General features: G+C 68.7%; 18 protein-coding genes. 9 read left to right on the forward strand and 9 right to left on the reverse strand.

Annotation, left to right across the window (positions count from 1 at the left end; genetic code table 11):
- Nucleotides 1-633, forward strand: coding sequence for a PqiC family protein (locus PARHAE_RS04825; protein ID WP_241232670.1), 633 nt, complete (start codon nucleotides 1-3; stop codon nucleotides 631-633).
- 73 nt (nucleotides 634-706) lie between these two features.
- On the opposite strand, the gene PARHAE_RS04830 is transcribed toward PARHAE_RS04825, so the two are convergent.
- From PARHAE_RS04830 to PARHAE_RS20995, 4 genes are all read right to left on the reverse strand, one after another.
- Nucleotides 707-1171 (reverse strand): hypothetical protein, encoded by a 465-nt coding sequence (locus PARHAE_RS04830; protein ID WP_126153474.1) that lies wholly within the window; start codon nucleotides 1169-1171, stop codon nucleotides 707-709.
- Nucleotides 1172-1322: 151 nt separating this feature from the next.
- A complete protein-coding gene (locus PARHAE_RS04835) occupies nucleotides 1323-3077 on the reverse strand; it encodes a S8/S53 family peptidase (RefSeq protein WP_126153475.1) in 1755 nt (584 codons plus the stop codon).
- On the reverse strand, nucleotides 3074-3298 hold the full coding sequence (locus tag PARHAE_RS04840; RefSeq protein WP_126153476.1) for a hypothetical protein: 225 nt from the start codon (nucleotides 3296-3298) through the stop codon (nucleotides 3074-3076). Before PARHAE_RS04840 ends, PARHAE_RS04835 begins: the two co-directional genes overlap by 4 nt.
- A complete protein-coding gene (locus PARHAE_RS20995) occupies nucleotides 3289-4356 on the reverse strand; it encodes a phosphatase PAP2 family protein (RefSeq protein WP_164555146.1) in 1068 nt (355 codons plus the stop codon). The genes PARHAE_RS04840 and PARHAE_RS20995 overlap by 10 nt, the downstream gene beginning before the upstream one ends.
- A gap of 97 nt (nucleotides 4357-4453) precedes the next feature.
- Here PARHAE_RS20995 and PARHAE_RS04850 point away from each other — a divergent pair, with 97 nt between their 5' ends.
- Nucleotides 4454-5995, forward strand: a complete 1542-nt coding sequence (locus tag PARHAE_RS04850; protein ID WP_164555147.1) for an SARP family transcriptional regulator — start codon at nucleotides 4454-4456, stop codon at nucleotides 5993-5995.
- A gap of 123 nt (nucleotides 5996-6118) precedes the next feature.
- Here the strand turns inward: PARHAE_RS04850 and PARHAE_RS04855 are convergent, their stop codons facing one another.
- The 3 genes from PARHAE_RS04855 to PARHAE_RS04865 all read right to left on the reverse strand — a co-directional run bounded on the left by PARHAE_RS04855 (nucleotide 6119) and on the right by PARHAE_RS04865 (nucleotide 9915).
- Complete coding sequence (locus PARHAE_RS04855; protein WP_126153479.1) at nucleotides 6119-6898, reverse strand: inositol monophosphatase family protein; 780 nt, start codon at nucleotides 6896-6898, stop codon at nucleotides 6119-6121.
- Nucleotides 6885-8234, reverse strand: a complete 1350-nt coding sequence (locus PARHAE_RS04860) for a TldD/PmbA family protein (protein WP_126153480.1) — start codon at nucleotides 8232-8234, stop codon at nucleotides 6885-6887. Before PARHAE_RS04860 ends, PARHAE_RS04855 begins: the two co-directional genes overlap by 14 nt.
- Nucleotides 8235-8310: 76 nt before the next feature.
- The gene (locus PARHAE_RS04865; RefSeq protein WP_126153481.1) at nucleotides 8311-9915 is read right to left on the reverse strand and encodes a DUF2125 domain-containing protein; all 1605 of its coding nucleotides are present in this window, start codon (nucleotides 9913-9915) and stop codon (nucleotides 8311-8313) included.
- A 75-nt stretch (nucleotides 9916-9990) separates the two neighbouring features.
- On the opposite strand from PARHAE_RS04865, the gene PARHAE_RS04870 reads away from it, so the two are divergent.
- Nucleotides 9991-10611, forward strand: a complete 621-nt coding sequence (locus PARHAE_RS04870) for an enoyl-CoA hydratase/isomerase family protein (RefSeq protein WP_126153482.1) — start codon at nucleotides 9991-9993, stop codon at nucleotides 10609-10611.
- Here the strand turns inward: PARHAE_RS04870 and PARHAE_RS04875 are convergent.
- Complete coding sequence (locus tag PARHAE_RS04875) at nucleotides 10602-10943, reverse strand: DUF2853 family protein (RefSeq protein WP_126153483.1); 342 nt, start codon at nucleotides 10941-10943, stop codon at nucleotides 10602-10604. The two genes, PARHAE_RS04870 and PARHAE_RS04875, sit on opposite strands and share 10 nt — an antisense overlap.
- 250 nt (nucleotides 10944-11193) lie before the next feature.
- Between PARHAE_RS04875 and PARHAE_RS04880 the strand changes: the two genes are divergently transcribed.
- The 3 genes from PARHAE_RS04880 to PARHAE_RS04890 are packed head-to-tail and all read left to right on the forward strand — an operon-like array spanning nucleotide 11194 to nucleotide 13369.
- Entirely contained in the window at nucleotides 11194-11961 is a 768-nt protein-coding gene (locus tag PARHAE_RS04880; RefSeq protein ID WP_126153484.1) for an amino acid ABC transporter substrate-binding protein, read from the forward strand.
- Nucleotides 11958-12632: an amino acid ABC transporter permease gene (locus PARHAE_RS04885; RefSeq protein ID WP_126153485.1), complete on the forward strand. Its 675-nt coding sequence runs from the start codon at nucleotides 11958-11960 to the stop codon at nucleotides 12630-12632. The genes PARHAE_RS04880 and PARHAE_RS04885 overlap by 4 nt, the downstream gene beginning before the upstream one ends.
- Entirely contained in the window at nucleotides 12629-13369 is a 741-nt protein-coding gene (locus tag PARHAE_RS04890; protein WP_126153486.1) for an amino acid ABC transporter ATP-binding protein, read from the forward strand. Before PARHAE_RS04885 ends, PARHAE_RS04890 begins: the two co-directional genes overlap by 4 nt.
- Here the strand turns inward: PARHAE_RS04890 and PARHAE_RS04895 are convergent.
- Nucleotides 13366-13797 carry a hypothetical protein gene (locus PARHAE_RS04895; RefSeq protein WP_126153487.1) on the reverse strand — a complete coding sequence of 144 codons (432 nt, stop codon included), beginning with the start codon at nucleotides 13795-13797 and terminating at the stop codon, nucleotides 13366-13368. The genes PARHAE_RS04890 and PARHAE_RS04895 overlap by 4 nt on opposite strands.
- A 156-nt stretch (nucleotides 13798-13953) precedes the next feature.
- Between PARHAE_RS04895 and PARHAE_RS04900 the strand changes: the two genes are divergently transcribed.
- The 3 genes from PARHAE_RS04900 (at nucleotide 13954) to PARHAE_RS04910 (ending at nucleotide 21355) form a co-directional block, all read left to right on the forward strand.
- The gene (locus PARHAE_RS04900) at nucleotides 13954-14880 is read left to right on the forward strand and encodes a glucokinase (RefSeq protein WP_126153488.1); all 927 of its coding nucleotides are present in this window, start codon (nucleotides 13954-13956) and stop codon (nucleotides 14878-14880) included.
- Between the two features lie 116 nt (nucleotides 14881-14996).
- Nucleotides 14997-16853, forward strand: a complete 1857-nt coding sequence (locus PARHAE_RS04905; protein WP_126153489.1) for an autotransporter assembly complex protein TamA — start codon at nucleotides 14997-14999, stop codon at nucleotides 16851-16853.
- A complete protein-coding gene (locus PARHAE_RS04910; protein ID WP_126153490.1) occupies nucleotides 16853-21355 on the forward strand; it encodes a translocation/assembly module TamB domain-containing protein in 4503 nt (1500 codons plus the stop codon). Before PARHAE_RS04905 ends, PARHAE_RS04910 begins: the two co-directional genes overlap by 1 nt.

A 21355-nucleotide genomic window follows, 5' to 3' on the forward strand; every position in this document is an offset into this window, starting at 1 on the left:
ATGACCCACCGCCTGCCGCTTGTCCTTGCCTGCCTTGGCCTTCTGGGGCTGTCCGCCTGTTCCGACCCGGAAAAGACCGCGCGCTACCTGATCGACCCGCCGCTGACGGGGGGACAGGTGCCCAACCGCCTGGGCAGCGCCGAACTGAAGGACGTGTCGCTGCCCGAATACGCGTCCGCCCAGGAAGTCGCCTTCCAGACCCAGGATGGCGCCGTGCGGTCGAACCCCGACAACCTGTGGGCCGACAATCCGCAGCGCGCCTTTACCCTGTCGCTGGCGCGGGCCATTTCGGACGTTTCGGGCGCGACGGTGATCGGCGAACCCTGGCCGCTGGCCGAACCGCCCCAGCGGGTGCTGGAGGTTCGCGTCGAAAAGGCCCTGGCCCAGGCCAACGGCGTCTATCGCCTGTCGGGGCGCTATTTCGTGGCGGACGATGCCAGCGGCGGGGCGAACCACGCCCGCAGCTTCGACATTTCCGTGCCGATGGGAACATCCAGCCCTGCGGCCTCGGCTGCGTCTGCGTCATCGGCCATCATGCTGCTGGCCCAGCAGATCGCCACCCTGTCGGGTCCGGGCCGCACCATCGCCACCACCGCGCCCGCCGATCCCTTCGCCCTGGATCCGCTGTTCTGAGGGGCAGGAAAAAAATTGGCGGATGGTCGAAAAACCATCCGCCAACCAACCCGCAAGGGACAGGGAACACCGTTTAAACAGAGGGACTTGGCGGGCTATCCCGATCCCGGTAATCGCCGGGGCAGGATCCAGGGTCGCAGCCCGGTTCGGCGCGGCCCATGACGCGCACGATAACCGGCAGCACGAACTGGTCGAAGCACCCCCGGTCGGGCGCGAAGGCACCGGGACGCCCGACGCCTCCGCAATCTTCGCAATCCTCGATGCCGCCCCAGCAATTCGGGCAGGCACCCAGGGCGCAGGCCAGCATCTCGACATGATCGACAAGAAGCCGGTTCTCCTGCTCGAGCCGCCGGAATGCGGCCCAGGTGGGGCGGTCGGCCTCGGCGAGAGGAGCGCCGAATCCTGATCGTCCCGGCACCGCCGCCATCAGGCCGTCTGGCGTCTGGACCGGCGCATTCCGCGCACCCCCCGGTCCATCGCCCAGAAGCTGAAGCGCGGCGATCACGTTGTTGAAATTCGGAATTGTGTCACCCGGCATGTCGTTCTTTCCTCCTGCTGCTGCCAAGCGAGGCGTCACCCCGTGCGACCGATGATCGGTTACAATGGAATCACTTTGGGCCGAGGCCGTGAAACCGGCGTGAATCCCGGCGGCCCTGTTGCCCGGACGGCGTGAAATGCGCAGGGGCGGATCAGAATTCGGGGAAGCGCGCCGGAAAATCGACGACCGGGGTGGGCGCGTGCCGTGCCGACTGGCTTTCGGCCAGCCGGCGGATCGCGGCGCGGCTGTCCAGCACCTTGCCCTGGGACAGTTGCAGGGCCATCCATCGCGCCAGTTGCGGCGCGGCCAGCGAGGTGCCCGACGACAGGGCAAAGCTGCCGCTGTCGCGCCCGCGCACGATCATGCAGGCATTGTTTTCCGCCTGATCGACGGGCGCCAGGCAATCGCCCGGCTGCGTGTCGTTCAGCAGCGCGGTCGGCACCGTCGCCCGTTCGTTCCGCCGATAGGCCGATCCGCCCCGCAGCGGCCAGTCGCCGGTGGCATAGGTGTTGACCGTATCGGTGCGGATCGCCAGGGGATCGCCGCCGTTCTGGGCATCCGTCAGGATCGGGAATCCCCTTGCGTCGCAGTTGCGATAGGCGGGATCGTGGAACCAGCTTTGCAGCGCGCCCCGGCGAAAGCCCCGGATCACCGCGTCGCGCTGCGCGGACAGGTCGTAAAGGCCGTCGGGCGCCCCCTCGGCGATCTGGATCCGCCATTCGCCGGGCGGGGCGAACGGCTCTCTCAGGCGTTCGGGGCAGGTGGGCAGGGCGATCGCCACGATGCCGTCGCGCCACCGCCCGTCGCGCAGGCGGTGCGGCGTGTAATAGGCGCGCGCCAGCGGCCTGCCGTCCGGGTCCGACAGGACCGAATATTGCCAGGGCAGGGTCAGGGCGGTCGTGGCGGGCGCCCGGCCCGGCGCGGTCAGGGTGATCTGCAAGTCGCCGCGCGGGGCGTGATCCTGGGGCGGGCCCCAGATCTCGATCGCGTTGAAGGTCGTGTCGCCGGGCGGCAGGCGCCAGCCGATCTGCTGGCCGGGCCGCAGCCGCGCGCGCAGCCGGTCCTGCCGGTGGTTGCCCGAGGGCAGGACGAAGCGCACCGGCCCCAGGTCGTCCGCCTGCCGGGCAGAGACCGCGTCCATGAACCGTTCGATCAGCGTGGATCCGTCGCGCGGCCCGGCGGTCAGGCCCAGGCTGACATTGATCACCACCGGCAGCCGGACCGACCCGTGTGGAAGCCCGCCCTGCCGTTCGATGAACCGGCACAGGCGGCGGGCGCGGGTGATGATGAACAGGATCCCCGTCAGGATCGGCAGCGGCGCCAAGACGCCCGAGGAATCGGCCGTGATCCGCGGCGGCAGGCAGACCGCGATCAGCGGATGGTTCCTCGCCCGGCTGTCCGCGGGATCGAAGCCCGCCGCCAGCGTCGCCACCGCCGCGCCATGGCCGGTTTCGAACGCGCCCGACGGAATCGCCGGGTGGGCCAGATCGACCGCCCCGGTCAGGCGATAGATCGCGTCCTCGCCCGGCAGATCGCCGGTGGCGGCGCGGGCCAGCAGTTCCGACAACTCGGCCCCGCGCCATTCGGCGCCCGACGGCAGGTCGCCGCCCCGATCCGACCGGAACCGTGCATCCTGCAACCAGACCGAGGCCGTGCGCGACAGGTTCCCCGGCAGCGTGAACCGCTGGTGGACAAAGGGGATCGCGTCGTCGATCACCCCGATGATGCAGCCGGTGCCTGGATCGGGCAGCGCCTGGGGCGACAGAAATTCCCAGGCGGGATCGTCCGGATCCGCGTTTTCCCAGTCGCGGTCCAGCGGATTGGCCGACCCTTCCGACAGCAGGCCCGCCGGATCGTCCAGGAGTCCCTGGAAGGCCGACAGGATGGCCATGGCCAAGGCCGTCATTCGAAGCTCTGCCGGATCAGGGCCTGCACCGCCCGTTCCATCTGTCCGGGCAGATCCGTGCCCGCGTCGGGCCTGTGATCGTCGCGTCGCGGCGCCTCGCCTCGTTCCGCGCGCAGGTCATGGACATAATGCAGATAGGGCGACATGCCGGTTCGCAGGCTGTCATAGGCGGCGCGCGGTTCGGACCAGCGGGCGGCGGGTGGATCGGGTTTCAGCTCCATCGGTTCTGCCATTCCTGCCGGGCGCGGTGGCACAGCGCCTGCCACAGGGGGGCCGGGCGGGCGGCGGTCCTGTCGTCGTTGAACCGGGTCGACGGGTCGTCGCCGTTCATCATCTGGTTCAGGATCTCGGCATGGAAATCGCGCGGTTCCGCCTGGTTGCCGAACAGACTGCCGTCGAATTCCGCCGAACCCACCGTGCCGCGCAACCCTCGCGCCATCGCATAGCGCCCAAGCTGGATGCCCAGCACCGCGCCTGACGCGCTGTCGGCGGGGAAATGCACGCCAGCCACGGTCCGGTTGACCGCGATGCGGCAGGCCAGGCGATAGAGCTGGTCGTCGGGTTTCACCTGCGCATCCGGGTTGGCCAGCAGCGACAGCATGGTCGCCAGCATGAAGATCTGCGTCGCATGGCCGCTGGGCAGCGCGGGATGGGCCGGTTCGGGGATCAGCGGCTGGATGCGGTCGCTGAACTGGTTCGGCCGGGGGCAGCCAAGCGCTAGCTTGACCCGCATCACCACGGGCGTGACCAGATCCAGCCCCACCTCCAGCATCTCGGCCAGGGCCGGATTGCGCACGGGGTCCAGGGGCAGGATGCTGGACAGGAAGGGGATCAGGTGGCGCTGCTGGGCCAGAATCTCGGTCAGGCGGTCCGCGCGCAGTTCGGCATAGGCGGCCACCAGCGGCGCGGCCTGGCTGAAATCCGCAAGCCCGGGCCGGACGATCCGGGCCAAGGGCACAGGATCCCCGGTCGTGCGCCGGGACAGCGCCATGGCCCGCGCGGTCTTGCCTGGCGGGGCATCGTCTTCGGACACGAAGACCAGATCCTCCAGCAACTCCGAAAGCATGACGGCATTGCGATAGTCGCGCGCCAGGCGGGGCAGGCGCGCGGCCAGGTCCAGTTCACCCGCCTGGAAGGGGTCGGGCTTGACGATTTCCGTGCCCGAGATGGCATCCCGCGACCGCATCAGGGCGGCGGCCAGCAGCGCTTCGTCTGATGTCTGCACTGCGGCGTTCGCGGCTTGGCCGTGCTGACCATGCTGGCCGTGTTGCAGGGGCATGACGGAACCTCGTCGACTGGGAATCGAAAACGCTGTATCTTTGCCGCAAGGGAAAGCGTAACAACGACTCCGGATTTCGCCTATAGCTTTTGTTTGCATGCAGCCGCTTACCCTTCGCCTCATGGGCCCTGTCGAACTGACCGGGCCGGGACGCGTGCCGTTGACGCCGCGCGGGATGCGGGCGCGTGGCGCCTTGGCGGTGATGGGCAGCGCGACGGCGATGCGGGTGCTGCGGGCGCGGTTGCAGGATCTGCTGTTCAGCACACGCGAACCTGAAAACGCCAATGCCAGCCTGCGCCAGGTGCTGCGGGAAATCCGCATCAGCCTGGCGGACGCGCGCGAGGCCCTGGTCAGCGGGCCGGGATGGGTGGGCCTTGACGGGCAGATGGTCCGGCTGGACATGACCGCCCGGCCCGGCCCGGACGGGCAGATGCCGGAATTCGCCGCCGACCTGGACATTCCCGACCCCGAATTCGAGGACTGGCTGCGCGACGCGCGGATGCACGCGGAACAGGCGGTGACCCCCCAGGCGCCCGAACCGTCGCTGCTGCCGGTCCTGCTGACGGCCGATCCTGTCGCGGGCGACAGCGAAACCGGGGTGATCGCCGCGATGATCCTGGGCGAGGCGGCGGGCCGGGTCTGCGACCTGGTGCCGATGGTCGCCATGCCCGACCGGGCGGATCCGGGGCAATCGGCCATCGTCCTGTCGGCCGTGGCGAACCGCCTGGGCCAAGCCGTTCATGTGCTGGTCAAGCTGTCCCACCGGCCCAGCAGCCGGCTGTTCTGGTCGCACAAGTTCGTGCTGGAGCGGGGCGATCTGACCCCCGCCATGGGCGACTGCACCGCCCAGATCTGCGTGGGCGTCATGCGCGTGCTGGAAGCCCTGCGTACCGTAGACGCGGCGCTGGGCGTGTCCTTCGCCGATGTGTTCAGCTTCAACCAGGCGCGGCTTGAACGCGCCGAACACGCCCTGGCGGGCATGGATGACGGGGTCAACGCCTCGCTGACGATGGCCCTGCGGGCCTGGGTGCGGACCACGCAGGTCTTCGAACGCCTGGTGCCCGACCCCGAGCGAAGCATCCAGGAGGCGCAGGAATTCGCCACCAAGGCGCGCGAGGCCGATCCCTACAGCGCGACCGCCCTGGCCGTGGGTTCCGTGGTCGAAGGGTACATGAACCACGGCCAGGTCAGTTTCTGGCTGGCCCAGCAGGCGGTCCAGGCGGATGCCCGCAACCCGCTGGCGCGCTATGCCTATTCGCAGGCCCTGACCGACCTGGGCCGCCACAAGGAGGCCCACCGCGAAGCGCGGGCCGGGCTGGCCGAGGCGCTGTCGGTGCTGAACCCCGCGACCTGGCAGTTGCGGATGGGCATTTCCCTGACCCGGCTGGGCCGCTTTGCCGAGGCCGAGCAGCGGTTCGACGCCGTCCAGCAGTTCGCGCCGGAAAACCGCCCCTCGCTGCGGTTCCTGGCGGCGCTGCGATACCACCGGCATGACGAACCGGGCGCGCTGGCCGCGCTTCAGGCGCTGCGCCGGAACGAGCCGGGCTTTTCGCTGGATCTGATGGGCAGCGACAGCTATCCGGTCGCGACCCTGCGTCAGGGCGGGCTGCTGGGGGTCACACGGTCGGGGCTGATCTAGGCGTCGCCGGCATAGAGCGGCTGGCCGGGCAGGTTCAGCAGGTTGAAATTGGCGATGCTGATGTCTTTGCGGGCCATCGGAATGCCTGTCGCGGCCAAAGGGATCGACCGATCATATCACGGATCACGCCATCCCGGCCCGCAATTCCCCATGCAGCCTTGGTCCCGCGACGACCATTCCGTCCACCATCGCGCGCGGACTGTTGAAGCGCATCGGCTGGCCGTGCCGGTCGGTGGCGACGGCGCCCGCGCGTTCCGCGATCAGGTTGCCCGCCGCGATGTCCCATTCCCAGACATGGCGCACCGACAGGGCCGCATCGAAGCGGCCTTGGGCCACCAGGCACAGCCGCCAGGCCAACGAGGGGCGGAATTCGCGCCGGAACGGCGGTGTCCGGCCATCCTTCCAGTATTCGGGATCGGTCGCGGATTTATAGGTCAGCACGCGCGCGCCGCTGATCCCCGCGTCGCTGGGCCGGATCGGCGCGCCGTTCAGCAGCGCCGGGCCGTCCGCATGGGCGGTGAAGGTCAGGTCCATCGCGGGCAAATGCACCACCGCCGCGATGATCCGGTCGCCCTCGGCCACGGCCAGCGAGTGGGCAAAGCCTTCCTGCCCTGCGATGAAGGCGCGGGTGCCGTCGATGGGATCGATGATGAAGCAGCGCCGCGCGTCCAGCCGGGCGGCATCGGCCTCGCTCTCCTCGGACAGCCAGCCATAGTCGGGGCGCTCGCCGGTCAGCAGGGTTTGCAGCGCGTCGTTGACGGCCAGGTCGGCCTCGGTCACGGGGCCTGCGTCGCCGGGCTTGTCCCAGGCCTTGGGTTGGGCGCGCCAGAAGGACAGCGCGATCGGCCCCGCGACCTGCGCCGCGCGGACCAGCAGCGCCAGGTCGTCCTCAGGCCCCGGCAACGGTCATCCCCCCGACCAGCAGGCTGGGCACCTCGGCCGCGCGCCAGGGCAGGGCGTCGTTCGCGGCGGTCAGGGTCATCAGCATCTCGCGCAGGTTTCCGGCGATGGTGCATTCGTTGACCGGATAGGCGATGCGCCCGTCTTCCACCCAGAACCCGGCGGCGCCGCGCGAATAATCCCCGGTGGTGCCGTTGATCGAGGCGCCCAGCATGGAGGTCACGATCAGCCCCGTCCCCATCCGCGCGATCAGGTCGTCCTGCGTCGCCGCGCCCGGCGTCAGGATCACGTTGCTGTTGGTGGGCGACGGCGCCGAGGACATGCCCCGCGCGGCGGAAGCGGTGCTGTCCATCCCCAGCTTGCGGGCGGTCGCCAGATCCAGCGTCCAGCCTTGCAGGACGCCGTTCTCGACGATCTTGCGGGGTCGCGTCGCCAGCCCCTCGGCATCGAAGGGACGGGAGGAAGGATAGCGCGGGCGCAGCGGATCCTCGGTCAGATCGAAGCCTTCGGGCAGGACCGGCTGGCCCAGATCGCGGCGCAGCCAGCTTGCGCCGCGCGCGACGGCCGACCCGTTCACCGCCGACAGCAGATGGCCGATCAGCGACGCGGCGACCCGGCGGTCGTAGAGGATCGGAAAGGCCCCGGTCGGCGGCTTGCGGGATCCGGCGCGGGCCAGGGTGCGTTCGGCGGCCAGGCGGCCGATCTCTTCCGGGGCGGGCAGATCCTCGGCCCAGACGCGGGATTCGCCCGCATAGTCGCGTTCCATCCCCAGCCCCTCGCCGGTGATGGCGACGGTGGAAATGGCATGGGTGGTGCGCCCGTATCCGCCTGAAAACCCGTTCGAGGCCGCCAGCCACAGGAACCGGCGGCTGAACCCGGCATTGGCGGATTCCACCTGAGAGATGCCCGGCATGTCGCGGGCCGCCGCCTCGGCCCGCAGGGCGAGGTCTTGCAGGTGGTCGGGCGACGGGTCGGGGCGGTCGTCGGCGATCTGCAGGGCGCGGGCGTCGGTGTCGCGGGCAAGCTGGTCCGGGTCCGCCAGTCCCAGCATGTCGTCCACCGGCGCCTCGCGCGCCATGGCGACGGCGCGTTCGGCCATGTCCGTGATCGTGGCCGGGCTGTGGTCCGAGGCCGAGACGCTGGCCTGCCGCCCGCCGATCAGCACGCGCAGGCCGATTTCCACGCCCTCGGCCCGGTCGGCATGTTCCAGGGCGCCGCCGCGCATGTCGATGCTGATGGATTGCCCGCTGCTGGTCAGCGCGTCGGCGGCCTCGGCCCCTGCGCGCCGCGCCGCATCGACCAGCGATTCCGCCAGCACCTGCAAATCCACGGGTGACATCGCGTCCCTCCTTGATGGCGGCGAATGACAAGGCCGGGACCGTGGCCCCGGCCGATGATGGCCCATCGGGCCTGCGTTACTTGACCTGCTGGCCGTTGGCGAAGATCGACCCGCCTTCGCGGAACTCGATCTCGGAGGTCAACTGGTCGGGCTGGCCGTCCACCGGCTTGGCGAACATCGCCAGCATCATGCGCAGCCCCATCATCTGTTCCTGCGGGACCAGGCCCATCGCGACCAGCTTGTCCATCAGCCCGTTCACGCCTTCGAAGCTGCCGTTCAGCTTGCCCACGGGTTCATTCGGATTGTCGCCGAATTCCAGCGTTCCGGCGATGTCGGCCTTGGCGCCCACCGCGTCCAGGGCGACCTTGTTGACGGTCAGCGACTTGGGCGCGAAGGGTGCCTCGGGGGCGGCATCGGCGCCAGCATCCGCGGGGGGCTGGGCCAGGGCGGGGTCGAACAGATCCTGCGACAGCACGGCCTCGCCCGACAGGTCGACGGTCAGGCTGGCCGGGTCGCGCGGCAACTGGCTGGTCGGGTCGAACAGGTTCCAGATCGCGTCGGAAAAGGTCAGCCCGTCCAGGACATAGGCGAACTTGAAGGGCTGCGCGGCATCGCCCTTGGACACCGGCAGCAGCATCTCGGCCGAGATCTGGCGGACGGCATAGCTGATCGGGAAGGGCAGGGTGTTGACGGTCATTTCCGCCTTGGCATCGGCGGACGCCGCCTTGTAGCCCAGGCCCTGATCCGACATCCGGACGGCGATGTCGCTGGCCCCGGACCCGAAGCTGCCCTTGGCGTTCTGGTCCTGGCCGCTGTCGTCCTTGCCCGCGACCTCGAAGCTGCCTTGCAGCGTCTCATAGGTCAGGGTCGTGTCGAATGTCAGGCCTGCGGCCAGGGCCTGCGCCAGCTGACTGCCCAGGTCGAAGGACTGGCCGGGGGTCTTGGCGGTGCCCGTGCCGGTCAGGTTGGTGACCGCCACATGGAAGTCCATGCTGCCGCTGCCCGCCCCGCCGGCGCCCTCGCCAGGGACCAGGGCGTCGATCTGCATCTCTGCCTGGGCGGCCTTCATGTCGAAGGTGCTGTCGATGCCGCCGTCCGCCGCGACATTGCGCTGCGATCCGGTCAGATCGGTCACGGTGCCGGTGACCGGGATCGTCGCATCCTTCCCCGGTTCGGTCGGCAGGGTGAAATCGAAGGCCATGGTCGGATAGGTGTATTCGTACAGCATATCCTCGGGCGTGCCGGACACGACCATCTCGTTGTCGGGCAGCTTGATCGTGCCGGTCATGGTCATCTCGACCGTTTCCGCCGGGGCGGGGGCATCGGTGCCCGCATCCGGTGCATCGGCGGGCGCGTCGGGTTGCGGGGCCGGGACGGTGAAGCGGCTGTCCACGGCCATGTCGCCCTTGATCACCACGCGCACCCGCGCGTCGCCGGTCTCCTGGAAGGTCATCTGCGGGATCGTGGCCGAGGTTGTGCCCGCCTCGCCTGCCATGGTGAAGACGGCATCGGTGACGGTCAGCGTGCCGCCCGCATCCTCGACATCGCCGCTGACCTGATAGCCATAGTCGGCACTGTATTTTTGCAGGTTTTCCCAGACCTGGGCCGGGGTGACATCTGCCAGGGCGGAACCTGCGCCCAGGGTCAGCGCCAGGAGGGATGTTGCAAGAGGGCGGACCATGCCTGATACCTTTCGGAAGTCGTTGCTTGCGGGATTTGTCGCACAGTGACCCGGCAACGCCAAGGGAGCAATCGCGTGATCCGTTTCGTGAACCATGACGGCCTGGCCGTCGTCACCATCGACCGGCCCGGCAAGGCCAATTCGCTGACCGAACAGATGCTGCGGGATCTGACGGCGGCCTTCGACCAGGTTGCGGATGCGGGCTGCCGGGCCGTGGTGCTGACCGGGGCGGGCAAGGTCTTTTCCGCCGGGGCGGATCTGGACGAGGCCAAGGCGGGGCTTGCCACCTCGTCCGAATGGGAACGCCTGTCGGGCCGCATCGCCGCCCTGCCCTGCCTGACGGTCGCGGCGCTGAACGGCACGCTGGCGGGCGGCGCCTTCGGCATGGCGCTGGCCTGCGACCTGCGCATCGCCGTTCCCGATGCGCGGTTCTTCTATCCGGTGATGCGGCTGGGCTTTCTGCCGCAGCCGTCGGATCCGCCGCGCCTTGCAGCCCTGATCGGGCCTGCGCGGGCCAGGATGATCCTGATGGCGGGCGCCCGGATCGACGCGGCCGAGGCCCTGTCCTGGGGCCTGATCGACCGCATCGCCGCGCCGGACGATCTGATGGACCAGGCCCGCGCGCTGACGGCCGACGCCCTGGCCGCCGCGCCGGATCACGTCGCGGCGATCAAGGCGCTGACAGTTCAGGCATAGGCGGCTTCGCGCCCGAACTGGCGGCACAGGATGTAATACAGGACCGCGCGATACTTGTTGCGGTTCGACCGGCCGTATCGGTCGATGGCCGCGTCCAGTCCCCGCGCCAGATCCGGCCCCTCGGCCAGGCCCAGCTTGCCGATCAGGAAGTTCTTGCGGATCCGGTCCAGTTCGGCGGGATCGCTGGCCGCGACGGTTTCGGCATCGTCGTTGTAGATCGATGGGCCGCAGCCGATCGTGACCTTGGTCAGCAGATCCATGTCCGGCTCTTCGCCCAGCTTGTCGCGGATGTCGGCGGCGTATTTCGCGATCAGGTCGTCACGCTTGCTCATCGTCCCTCACTCCTGCCGTTGGTGGCAGGCCGAGGATGCGACGGAAATTGACATTTATCAATTCCGTCCGCCTGGCGCGCCTTGGATCGCCGGACACGGGCGGAACATTGTTCCCGCTGCGCCGTTTCCCGGCAACCGTTTTCCCCGCTCGCCCCCCAGGGCGGCGGCGCCGGTCCTTTTCGCGGTCCCGACGCTTGTGCAGCCTGCCTGCCCTGCGCATCTGAAAGTGATGAAGATAAAGGAGTTTTCCATGCGCAGCCTGATCCTTTCCGCCGCCCTGGGGCTGGCCACCGCCCTGCCCGCCGCCGCCGATACGATCCGCGTCGGCATGTCGGGCGGCTATTTCCCGTTCACCTTTACCCGCGCCGACGAATTGCAGGGCTTCGAGGTGGATCTGATGAATGCCGTGGGCGAGATCACCGGGGACGACATCGAATTCGTCACCATGTCCTTTTCGGGGCTGATCGGCGCGCTGGAATCCGGCCGCATCGACACGGTGGCGAACCAGATCACCGTCACCCCGGAACGCGAGGCGAAGTTCGCCTTTACCCAGCCCTATGTCTATGACGGCGCGCAGGTCGTGGTGAAGGCGGGCAACGAAGACACCATCACCGGCCCCGAAAGCCTGAAGGGCAAGTCGGTCGCGGTGAACCTGGGCTCCAATTTCGAGGAATTGCTGCGCGCCCTGCCCTATGCCGACGATATCGACATCCGAACCTATGAAAGCAATATCGAACAGGACACCGCGCTTGGCCGGGTCGACGCCTTCGTGATGGACCGGGTATCCTCGGCCCAGGTCATCAAGCAAAGCCCCCTGCCCCTTGCGCTGGCGGGCCAGCCCTTCGATGAGATTCGCAACGCCCTGCCCTTCCGCAAGGACGAGGCCGGGATCGCCCTGCGCGACAAGGTCGACGCGGCCATCACCCAACTGAAGGAGAACGGCAGGCTGGCCGAGATCTCGGAAAAATGGCTGGATGCCGATGTGACCAAGCCCCTGGCCGACGCCGCCGCTGAATGAGGCCGCTCGACACCGCCTATATGTGGGATCTGGTCCCGGTCATCCTGGGCTATGTCCCGCTGACCCTGGGCATGGCGCTGATCGCGATGGCGGCGGCGCTGGCTTTGGCGGCGCTGCTGGCGATTGTCCGCGTGCTGCGCGTGCCGGTCGCCGACAGCATCGTGGCGGTGTTCATCAGCTTCTTTCGCGGCACGCCGCTGCTGGTGCAGCTGTTCCTGTTCTATTACGGGCTGCCGCAACTGGTCCCGGCGCTGACGACCATCGACGGGATCACGGCGGCGGTGATCGGCCTGACGCTGCATTTCTCGGCCTATATGGCCGAAAGCATCCGCGGCGCGATCCTGGGCGTGGATCGCAGCCAGTGGGAAGCCGCCCAGTCCATCGGCATGACCCAGGGCCAGCTTCTGCGGCGGATCGTGCTGCCGCAGGCGTCCCGCGTGGCGGCGCCAACGCTGATGAACTATTTCATCGACCTGATCAAAAGCACCTCGCTGGCCTTCACCCTGGGTGTGACCGAGATGATGGGCGCGGCCCAGAAAGAGGCCGCGGGCAGTTTCCTGTATCTGGAAGCCTTCCTGGTCGTCGCCGCGATCTATTGGATCATGGTCGAGATCCTGTCGGTCGGGCAACGCTGGATGGAACGCCATCTGGGAAAGGCGGTGGCACGATGAAATGCGAAATCGACATTGCCGGGCTGGTCAAGCGGTTCGGCACGAATACAGTGCTGGACGGCATAGACCTGTGCCTGAAGCCCGGTGAACGCGTGGCGGTCATCGGCCCGTCGGGGACCGGAAAATCGACGCTGCTGCGCTGCCTCAACTGGCTGGACAGGCCCGATGCGGGGCGGATCGCAATCGGCGACCTGTCCGTGGACGCGGCGCGCGCCAGCCGCGCCGATGTGCTGGCGCTGCGGCGGCGGACGGGCTTTGTCTTCCAGAACTATGCGCTGTTCGCCAACAAGACCGCCCGGCAGAACATCATGGAAGGGCTGACCACCGTGCGCGGCTGGCCCAAGGCCAAGGCCGCCGCGCGGGCGGACGAGATCCTGGCCCAGATCGGGCTGGCCGATCGCGGCGACAGCTATCCCTCGGCCATGTCCGGGGGCCAGCAGCAGCGGGTGGGCATCGGCCGGGCGATGGCGCTGGACGCCGATCTGCTGCTGTTCGACGAACCGACAAGCGCACTGGACCCCGAATGGGTGGGCGAGGTGCTGGATCTGATCCGCAGCATCGCCGACGGCCGCCAGACCATGCTGATCGTCACGCACGAGATGCAGTTCGCGCGCGAGATCGCCGACCGGATCGTCTTCATGGATGGCGGGCGGATTGTCGAACAAGGCCCGCCCGCCCGGATTTTCGGCGATCCGCAGGACGACCGGACTCGGGCCTTCCTGCGGCGTGTGGGTTAGCGCAGGCCCGCCGTCCGGTAATACACGTCCACATCGCGCGCCTGGTCATAGCCGATGCCCGAGGCGATGATGCAACTTGTATCGTCGCGGCGCGGGGCGACCAAGGTCCAGGTGCCCATCTGTTCCGACGCCCACAGCTCGGTCGCGGCATGGCCGTCGCCGGGGACCGGGGCTTCGTTGAAGTCGTGGCGCAGGGTCGCGCGGATTTCGGCATTGTCGGCGCAATAGGGCTGGTCGCCCACCGCCATGTCCGAAGTCGGCAGATCCTGGGCCTGTTCCAGCAGCGTGGCGGTATCCACCCCTGCCATGGCGGACCAGGCCTGCACCGGCTGGTCGGGGCGGGTGGCGGACAGGGCGGGCATGGCCATCAAGGCCGCGACGCTGCCGGCCAGCCCAAAACGGGCGATGCGGAGTGCGATGCGGGTCATGGTCAGGGCCTTTCATCCAATGTTTGCTGGGGGAAAAACACCCCGGTCCCCCCAGGGGTTCCGACATTTGCCGTGACGCGGCGTTGCGCCGCCCATCGAAACCGGGCAATCCTGTCGGGGAACAGGCGGCTGAGGCGACAGGAAGGACGGTCCCCAATGGCGATACTTCTGGGCGATGTGGGGGGCACGAATGCCCGGCTGGCCATCGCGAGGGGCGGCAGCATCGACCGGGATACGGTGACCCGCTTTCGCGGCGACGATTACGCCACCTTCGACGACGTGGTGCGCCAGTTCCTGCAAGAACAGGACCAGCCGCGCATCAGCGCCGTCTGCGTGGCGGTGGCAGGCCCGGTCAGCGGCGGCCGGGCGCGGCTGACCAATCGCGACTGGGATTTCGACCAGGATCGGCTGGCGCGGCTGACCGATGCCGATCAGGTCCGGCTGATCAACGACCTGACCGCGTTGGGCTATGCCACGCCCTCGCTGGGGGGCGACGGGCTGGCGGTGCTGCGCCATGCGCCCGCCGACCGGGCGCGCAACGGACAGGCCCTGGTGGTCAACCTGGGCACCGGCTTCAACGTCTGCGCCGTGCGCAGCCTGCCCGGCGGCGCGATCACCGCGATGGAGGCCGAGGAAGGCCATACCCACCTGCCCGCCAACATCTATCTGCGGCTGCTGGATGCCGTCGGACCCGAGGCGGTCAAGGGCTTCATCTCGACCGAGGAAGCCTTCGCGGGTCGCGGGCTGTCGCGCCTGCACGCGGCGCTGACCGGCACCCCGCCGGTGCGCAGCGAACAGATCGACGCGGCCTCGGACGCGGGGGATGCGGCGGCCAATGCCACCTATGACCTGTTCGCCGACCTGGTGGGCCTGCTGTGCCGGGAACTGGCGCTGCGCTTCATGCCGCTGGAAGGGCTGTTCCTGGCGGGCAGCGTCGGCCGCAGCATCGCCGACCGGATGGATCTGTTCAACGCCTCCTTCCTGGCCCAGCCCTATATGCGCCATATTCCTGAAAACACGCCGATCTTCCTGATCCGCGACGACATGGCCGCGCTGCAAGGCTGCCTGGCCGCGCTGGCCTGAGGCGCAACAGGCGGCGGAAACCCGTCCCCTGCCCCCGCTTTCGCGGATGAATCGCTTGGATTCGTCGGGGCGTCCTGCTCTTATGGGCGCAAAGCAAGAACGCACAAGGCAGGACGATGCGGGCATATCTGCGGGCGGCATTGGTGGCATCCACGGTGATGGGCCTGGGGGGGATGGCCTGGGCGCAATCCGCGTCCTCGCCGTTTTCGGGTCTGTTCAGGGGCCGCAGCGACGAAGGTCCGGTCGACCTGCAATTCCGCGTCCAGGGGGCGGACGACCTGGACCAGCCGCTGCGCAACGCCTCGCTGATCGCGGGCGCGCTGTCCGAGGATCGCACCACCGGCCAGGACGTGCTGGCCGCCGCGCGGGGCGATTACGCGCGGATCCTGGGCAACCTGTATGACCGGGGCTATTATTCGGCGATCATCAACATCACCCTGGACGGGGTCGAGGCGGCCGAGATCGCCCCCCTGGATGCGCCGGGCATCGTCCGGCAGGTCGTCGTCAGCGTCCAGACCGGCCCCCGCTTCCGCTTTTCCCGCGCAGCCATCGCCCCGGTCGCGCCCCGGACCGACCTGCCCGACGACTATCGCCAGGGCGGGATCGCGGGCACCGGCACGATCCGTGGCGCCGCCCGCGCCGGGGTGGACGGCTGGCGCAATGTCGGCCATGCCAAGGCCGAGGTGTCGGGGCAGGACATCACCGCCGATCACATCGCCAATGCGGTGGACAGCCGCATCGGCCTGTCGCCCGGCCCCTCGGTCCGGTTCGGGCGGCTGAACATGCGCGGCTATGACCGCATGAACCCGCGCCGGCTGCACAAGATCGCCGGCCTGCCCGAGGGCGAACGCTTCGACCCCGACGATGTCGAGGATGTCAGGAAGCGCCTGCGCCGGTCGGGCGTCTTTTCCGCGATCACCCTGGAAGAGGCCGAGACGCTGAACCCCGACGGCAGCATGGACATCAACCTGACCGTGGTCGAACAGAAACCCCGCCGGATCGGCGCGGGGTTTGAAATCTCGACCACCGACGGGGCGATGCTGTCGGCCTATTGGATGCACCGCAACCTGCTGGGCGGCGGCGAACGCCTGCGCATCGACGCCAAGGTCAAGGACATCGGATCCGACACCAGCGGCAAGGACGAGGAAGTGACCCTGCGCATCGACCGTCCCGCCACGGTCACGCCGGACACCACCGCCTATGTCCTGACCAGCCTGGCCCGGATGCGAGAAGAGGATTACGACGAGGATACCGGCATCATCGGGCTGGGCTTCAACCACATCTTCAGCGACCGCTTCACCTTCGACACGGCGATCCAGTACCAGTTCTCGCGCGTCTATGACGACTTGGGCGAAACCGACTTCAAGGTTCTGGCCTTTCCGACCAGCGTGATGTGGGACGCGCGCGACAACGAAAACAACGCCAAGCGCGGCTATTACCTGCAAGGCGACGCCACCCCCTTCAAGGGCTTCGACGGCACCGACACCGGCATCCGCATCCTGGGCGAGGGCCGCGCCTTCCGGTCCCTGGGCGAGGGCGACCGCTTCACCCTGGCGGGCCGCGCCCGCATCGGCAGCGTCCTGGGCAGCGAGATCCAGAATACCCCGCGCAACTATCTGTTCTTCTCGGGCGGCGGCGGCAGCGTGCGCGGCCAGCCCTATCAATCGCTGGGCGTCGAGGAAATCCAGGGTCCGAACGGCCCGATCAAGACCGGCGGCATGAGCGTGGCGACGCTTTCCGCCGAGCTCCGCTGGCAGGTCCGCGACAGGATCGGCGTGGTGGCCTTTGCCGATTACGGCGAGGTCTGGGCGGAAGATGGCTGGAACGGCACCAGCGAAGGGCACTCGGGGGCGGGGATCGGCGTTCGGTACAACACGCCCATCGGGCCGCTGCGTTTCGACGTTGCCGGACCGACCGGAGGAGACACCGGCGAGGGCGTGCAACTGTATCTGGGACTGGGGCAGGCGTTTTGATGAAGACCGGGGTGATGCGCAAGCTGTGGCTGATCGTCTTCGCGATCCTGTTCCCGCTGTCGGTGATGGCCCAGACCGCCGCCGAGATTTCCCGGCAGGAAAGCGACGACCGGGGTTTTCTGACCCGGCTGCTGGAACGCAACCTGTCGGGCGCGGGCCGCGAGGTGGTGATCGACGGGTTCCAGGGCGCCCTCTCGTCGCGCGCCACCTTCCGCCGGATCAGCATCGCCGATGCGAACGGCGTCTGGCTGACGCTGAACGATGGGGCGATCCAGTGGAACCGCTCGGCCCTGCTGCGCGGCCGGATCGAGATCGCCGAAATGTCGGCCCGCGAAATCCTGCTGCCGCGCCGGCCCCTGGGCGAGGAACGCGCCCCAACGGCAGAAGCGCGCGAATTCAGCGGCTTCGCCCTGCCGGAATTGCCCGTGGCCCTGAACATCGCCCAGATCCGGGCCGACAGGGTGGAACTGGGCGAACCCGTGATCGGCGTGGCCGCCGCCATCTCGATGGCCGGCGGGATGAGCCTGGCGGGCGGCGAAGGCCAGGCCAAGCTGGCCATCCAGCGGCTGGACGGGCCGCGCGGCACCTTCAACCTGGACACCGGCTTTTCCAACGTGACCCAGGTTCTGCGTGTGAACCTGACCCTGGACGAGGCCGCCGACGGGTTGCTGGTCAACCTGATCGACCTTTACGACAAGCCCTCGGTCGTGGCCGAGATCAACGGCGAAGGCCAGATCAAGGATTTCGGCGTCGACATCAAGCTGGCGACCGACGGATTGCCGCGCGTGACGGGCCGGGTCTCGGCGGCGGGCGGTCCCGATGCGTCGGGCAATCCGGGCACGAATTTCGCGCTGCAACTGGGCGGCGACGTGGCCTCGTTGCTGGCGCCCAAGAACCGGACCTTCTTCGGCAACCAAGTCCAGCTTCGCGCGGAAGGCTGGCGCGGCGACGACGGGCGGTTGCAGATCCCCACCCTGAACCTTGCGACCGAGGCCCTGTCGCTGGACGGGTCGCTGGCGGTCAATGCCCAAGGGGCGCCGCAGAACGCGAAGCTGCTGATCGCGCTTGGATCCGACGCGGGCGCGGCGCAGGTGCCGGTCCCCCTGCCCTTCGCGGGCGAGGAATCGACCGTGGAATCCGGGCGGCTTGAACTGCAATACGACGCGGCCCAGGGCCAGGGCTGGACGTTGGAGGGCCGCGTCGGCGCCCTGGATCTGGGCGACGTTCTGTTGGGCGACCTGCGGCTGGATGGGTCCGGCGCGGTGGTTCTGGACGGCGGCAGCCTGCAATCGGTGAACGGCGGCATCCGGTTCGGATCGCGGCAGATGGTCTTTGCCGATGCGGGTCTGGCCCAGGCCGTCGGGCCCGAGATCACCGGCAGCACCGATTTCGATTTCACCCCCGGCAACGCGGTGAGGATGACGGCGCTGAATGTCAGCGGCTCCGATTACGGATTGCAGGGCATGCTGCAACTGTCGGGCCTGTCCACCGGCTTCGTGCTGTCCGGCAACATGCAGGCGCGTCATGACGATCTAAGCCGGATATCGACCCTTGCGGGGCGCGACCTGTCCGGGCAGACCGATGCCAGTGTCCTGGGCTATTTCAACTTTCTGGGGCGTGACTTCGCCATCACCTCGACCGTGGCGGGGACCGACATCACGGTGGATCAACCCCAGCTCGACCGTCTTCTGGCGGGCCGGTCCACCATCGACCTGCGGGCACGCCGTGACCGGACCGGGATCAAGCTGACCGATCTTTCCATCAACGCCCAGCGGCTGACCGCCCAGGCCCAGGGCTATGTGAACAGCCTGTCCAGCGACGTGACGGCGACGATTTCCATGCCGTCGTTGCAGGACGCGGATCCGAATTTCTCGGGCGCGTTGCAGGCCGATGCCAAGCTGTCGGGCGCGTCGGGCGCGCGCCAGCTGACCGTCAGCGGCGAGGCCGAGGATCTGCGTATCGGCGTCGAGACCTTGGACAACGCCCTGCAAGGCCGGACCACGCTGACCGTCCTGGCCGCCGAAAAGCCGCAGGGCTACGAGGTCGAGGTGTTCCGCATCGCCAACCCGCAACTGCGCGCCGAAGGACGCGGCAGCTTTGCCCAGGGCGCCCTGGACGCGACGCTGGATATGGCGGTGCCCGACCTGGCGGCGATCCGCGACGGCTGGACCGGCGGCTTCGACGCCATGGCCCGGCTGACCGAACGCGACGGCACCCGGTTCGTCGACATGACGGGATCGGGCCAGAACCTGTCCTTCGGCGTCCAGAACGCGGATGCGGCGCTGACCGGCACTACCCGCCTGCGCGTCCAGGCCGAGGAGAAGGACGGTACCGTCACCCTGCGCGACGTGGAACTGATCAACGACCAGATGAACGCAACCGCGCGCGGCGTCTATGGCCCCGGCGTCACGGACATCGCCGCCGATGTCGCGGTCCGGTCGCTGGCGCCCTTCGGCCCCGGCTGGCGCGGCGCCCTGGATCTGACCGGCAGCTTCCGCGAGGCGGGCGACGGCATCCGGCGGCTGGAGGTGTCGGGCACCGGGCGCGACCTGGCCTTCGGCCAGGCGCAGGTCGATGGCGCTTTGGCCGGGGAAACCCGGCTGGCCGTGACGGGGACCGAACGGAACGGCGTCCTTGCCATCGAACAGGCGCGCATCGACAACCCGCGCCTGAACGCGACGGCCAGCGGCACCGTGGGCGGCGACCAGACCGATGTGAGGGCGCAGGTGAATGCCGAGGATCTGCGGTTCCTGGGCAATGGCATCAGCGGCGCGCTGAATGCCGATGCTCAGGTGGTCCAGCAGGGCGATACCCGCCGCATCACCGCCACCGGAACCGGAACCGGCCTGTCCCTGGGCCAGCCCCGCGTCGATCCGCTGCTGCGCGGCCAGACCAGCTTCGACATCGCGGCCACCCAGGCGCCTGCCGGGATCTCGGTCCAGCGGCTGAACGTGCAGAACCCGCAGGTGCTGGTTCAGGCCAATGGCGATACCGCAAGCGGCATGACCGTCGCCGCGCGGCTGGCTGATCTGGGTCTGGTGCAGCCAGAATTCCCCGGCCCCGTGCAGGTCGACGGCACCGTGCGAGAGGAGGGTGCGAATTTCGCCCTGAACCTGACCGCCACGGCGCCGGGCAGCACGCGATTGCAGGCGGCAGGCAGCGTGGCGCGCGATTTTTCCACCATGAACCTGTCGGTCACCGGCAGCAGCGAGGCCTCGATCGCCAATACCTTCATCCGTACCCGCAGCATCGAAGGCCCGCTGTCGCTGAACCTGACCGTCAACGGCCCGCCATCGCTGCAATCGGTCAGCGGGCGCGTCCAGCTGACGAACGGCCAGATCACCGATCCCGCCGTCGGCATCCGGCTGGAGGGGGTGAACGCCACCGCCGACCTGGCGGGCGGGCGCATCGCGCTGGACGCGGGGGCCAATGTCTCGGCCGGGGGGCGGGTGCAGGTCAGCGGACCGATCGACCTGGGCGCGGGGACGCTGGATCTGGCGATCCTGCTGGACCGGGTGATCGCGCGCGACCCGAACCTGTACCAGACCGAGATCAGCGGCAATCTGCGCATGTCGGGCCGCAATGCCGACGGGCCGCTGCTGTCCGGCACCGTCGATCTGGGCGAGACGGAAATCCGCATTCCCTCCACCGGGCTGGGCGGTACGAAGGCGATCCCGGACATCCACCATGTGGGCGATACCCGGCCCGTCCGGTCCACCCGTGCCAAGGCCGGGCTGGAACCCTATCCCAGCGATGCGTCCCGAGAGGCAGGGCTGGCCGGGCCGCCCTCGACCCCGCCCTCGGCGCCGCCGCGGCTGGATCTGGTCATCAACGCGCCGAACCAGGTCTTCGTGCGCGGCCGGGGCGTGGACGCGGAACTGGGCGGGTCGCTGCGGGTGCAGGGCACCACGCGCAACGCCATCCCCATCGGCTTCCTGGAACTGATCCGGGGCCGCGTGGATCTGTTGGGCCGGCGCTTCACCCTGTCCGAAGGGCTGGTCGAACTGCAAGGCAGCCTGATCCCGGTGATCCGGCTGGTGGCCGAAACCGAACGCGACGGCATCACCACCCGCATCATCATCGACGGAGAGGTGCGCGACCCCGACATCACCTTCGAATCCTCGCCCGAACTGCCCGAGGAAGAGGTCTTGTCGCAGCTGCTGTTCGGCCGGGGCCTGGACAATATCAGCCCGCTTCAGGCCGCCCAGCTTGCCAATGCCATCGCCACCCTGGCCGGGCGCGGGGGCGAGGGGATCATCGGCAACCTGCGCAACCAGGTTGGCCTGGACGACCTGGACCTGGCCACGGACGACGACGGCAATGTCCAGGTCCGCGCGGGCAAATACCTGTCCGACAACCTCTATACCGATGTCGCGGTGGGAGCCGACGGCAAAAGCAGCCTGAACCTGAACCTGGACGTGACCAATTCCCTGACGGCGCGGGGATCGGTGGGCACCGAAGGCGACAGCACCCTGGGGATCTATTTCGAACGGGATTACTGA

The organism is Paracoccus haematequi (assembly GCF_900631945.1).
GTDB lineage: Bacteria > Pseudomonadota > Alphaproteobacteria > Rhodobacterales > Rhodobacteraceae > Paracoccus > Paracoccus haematequi_A.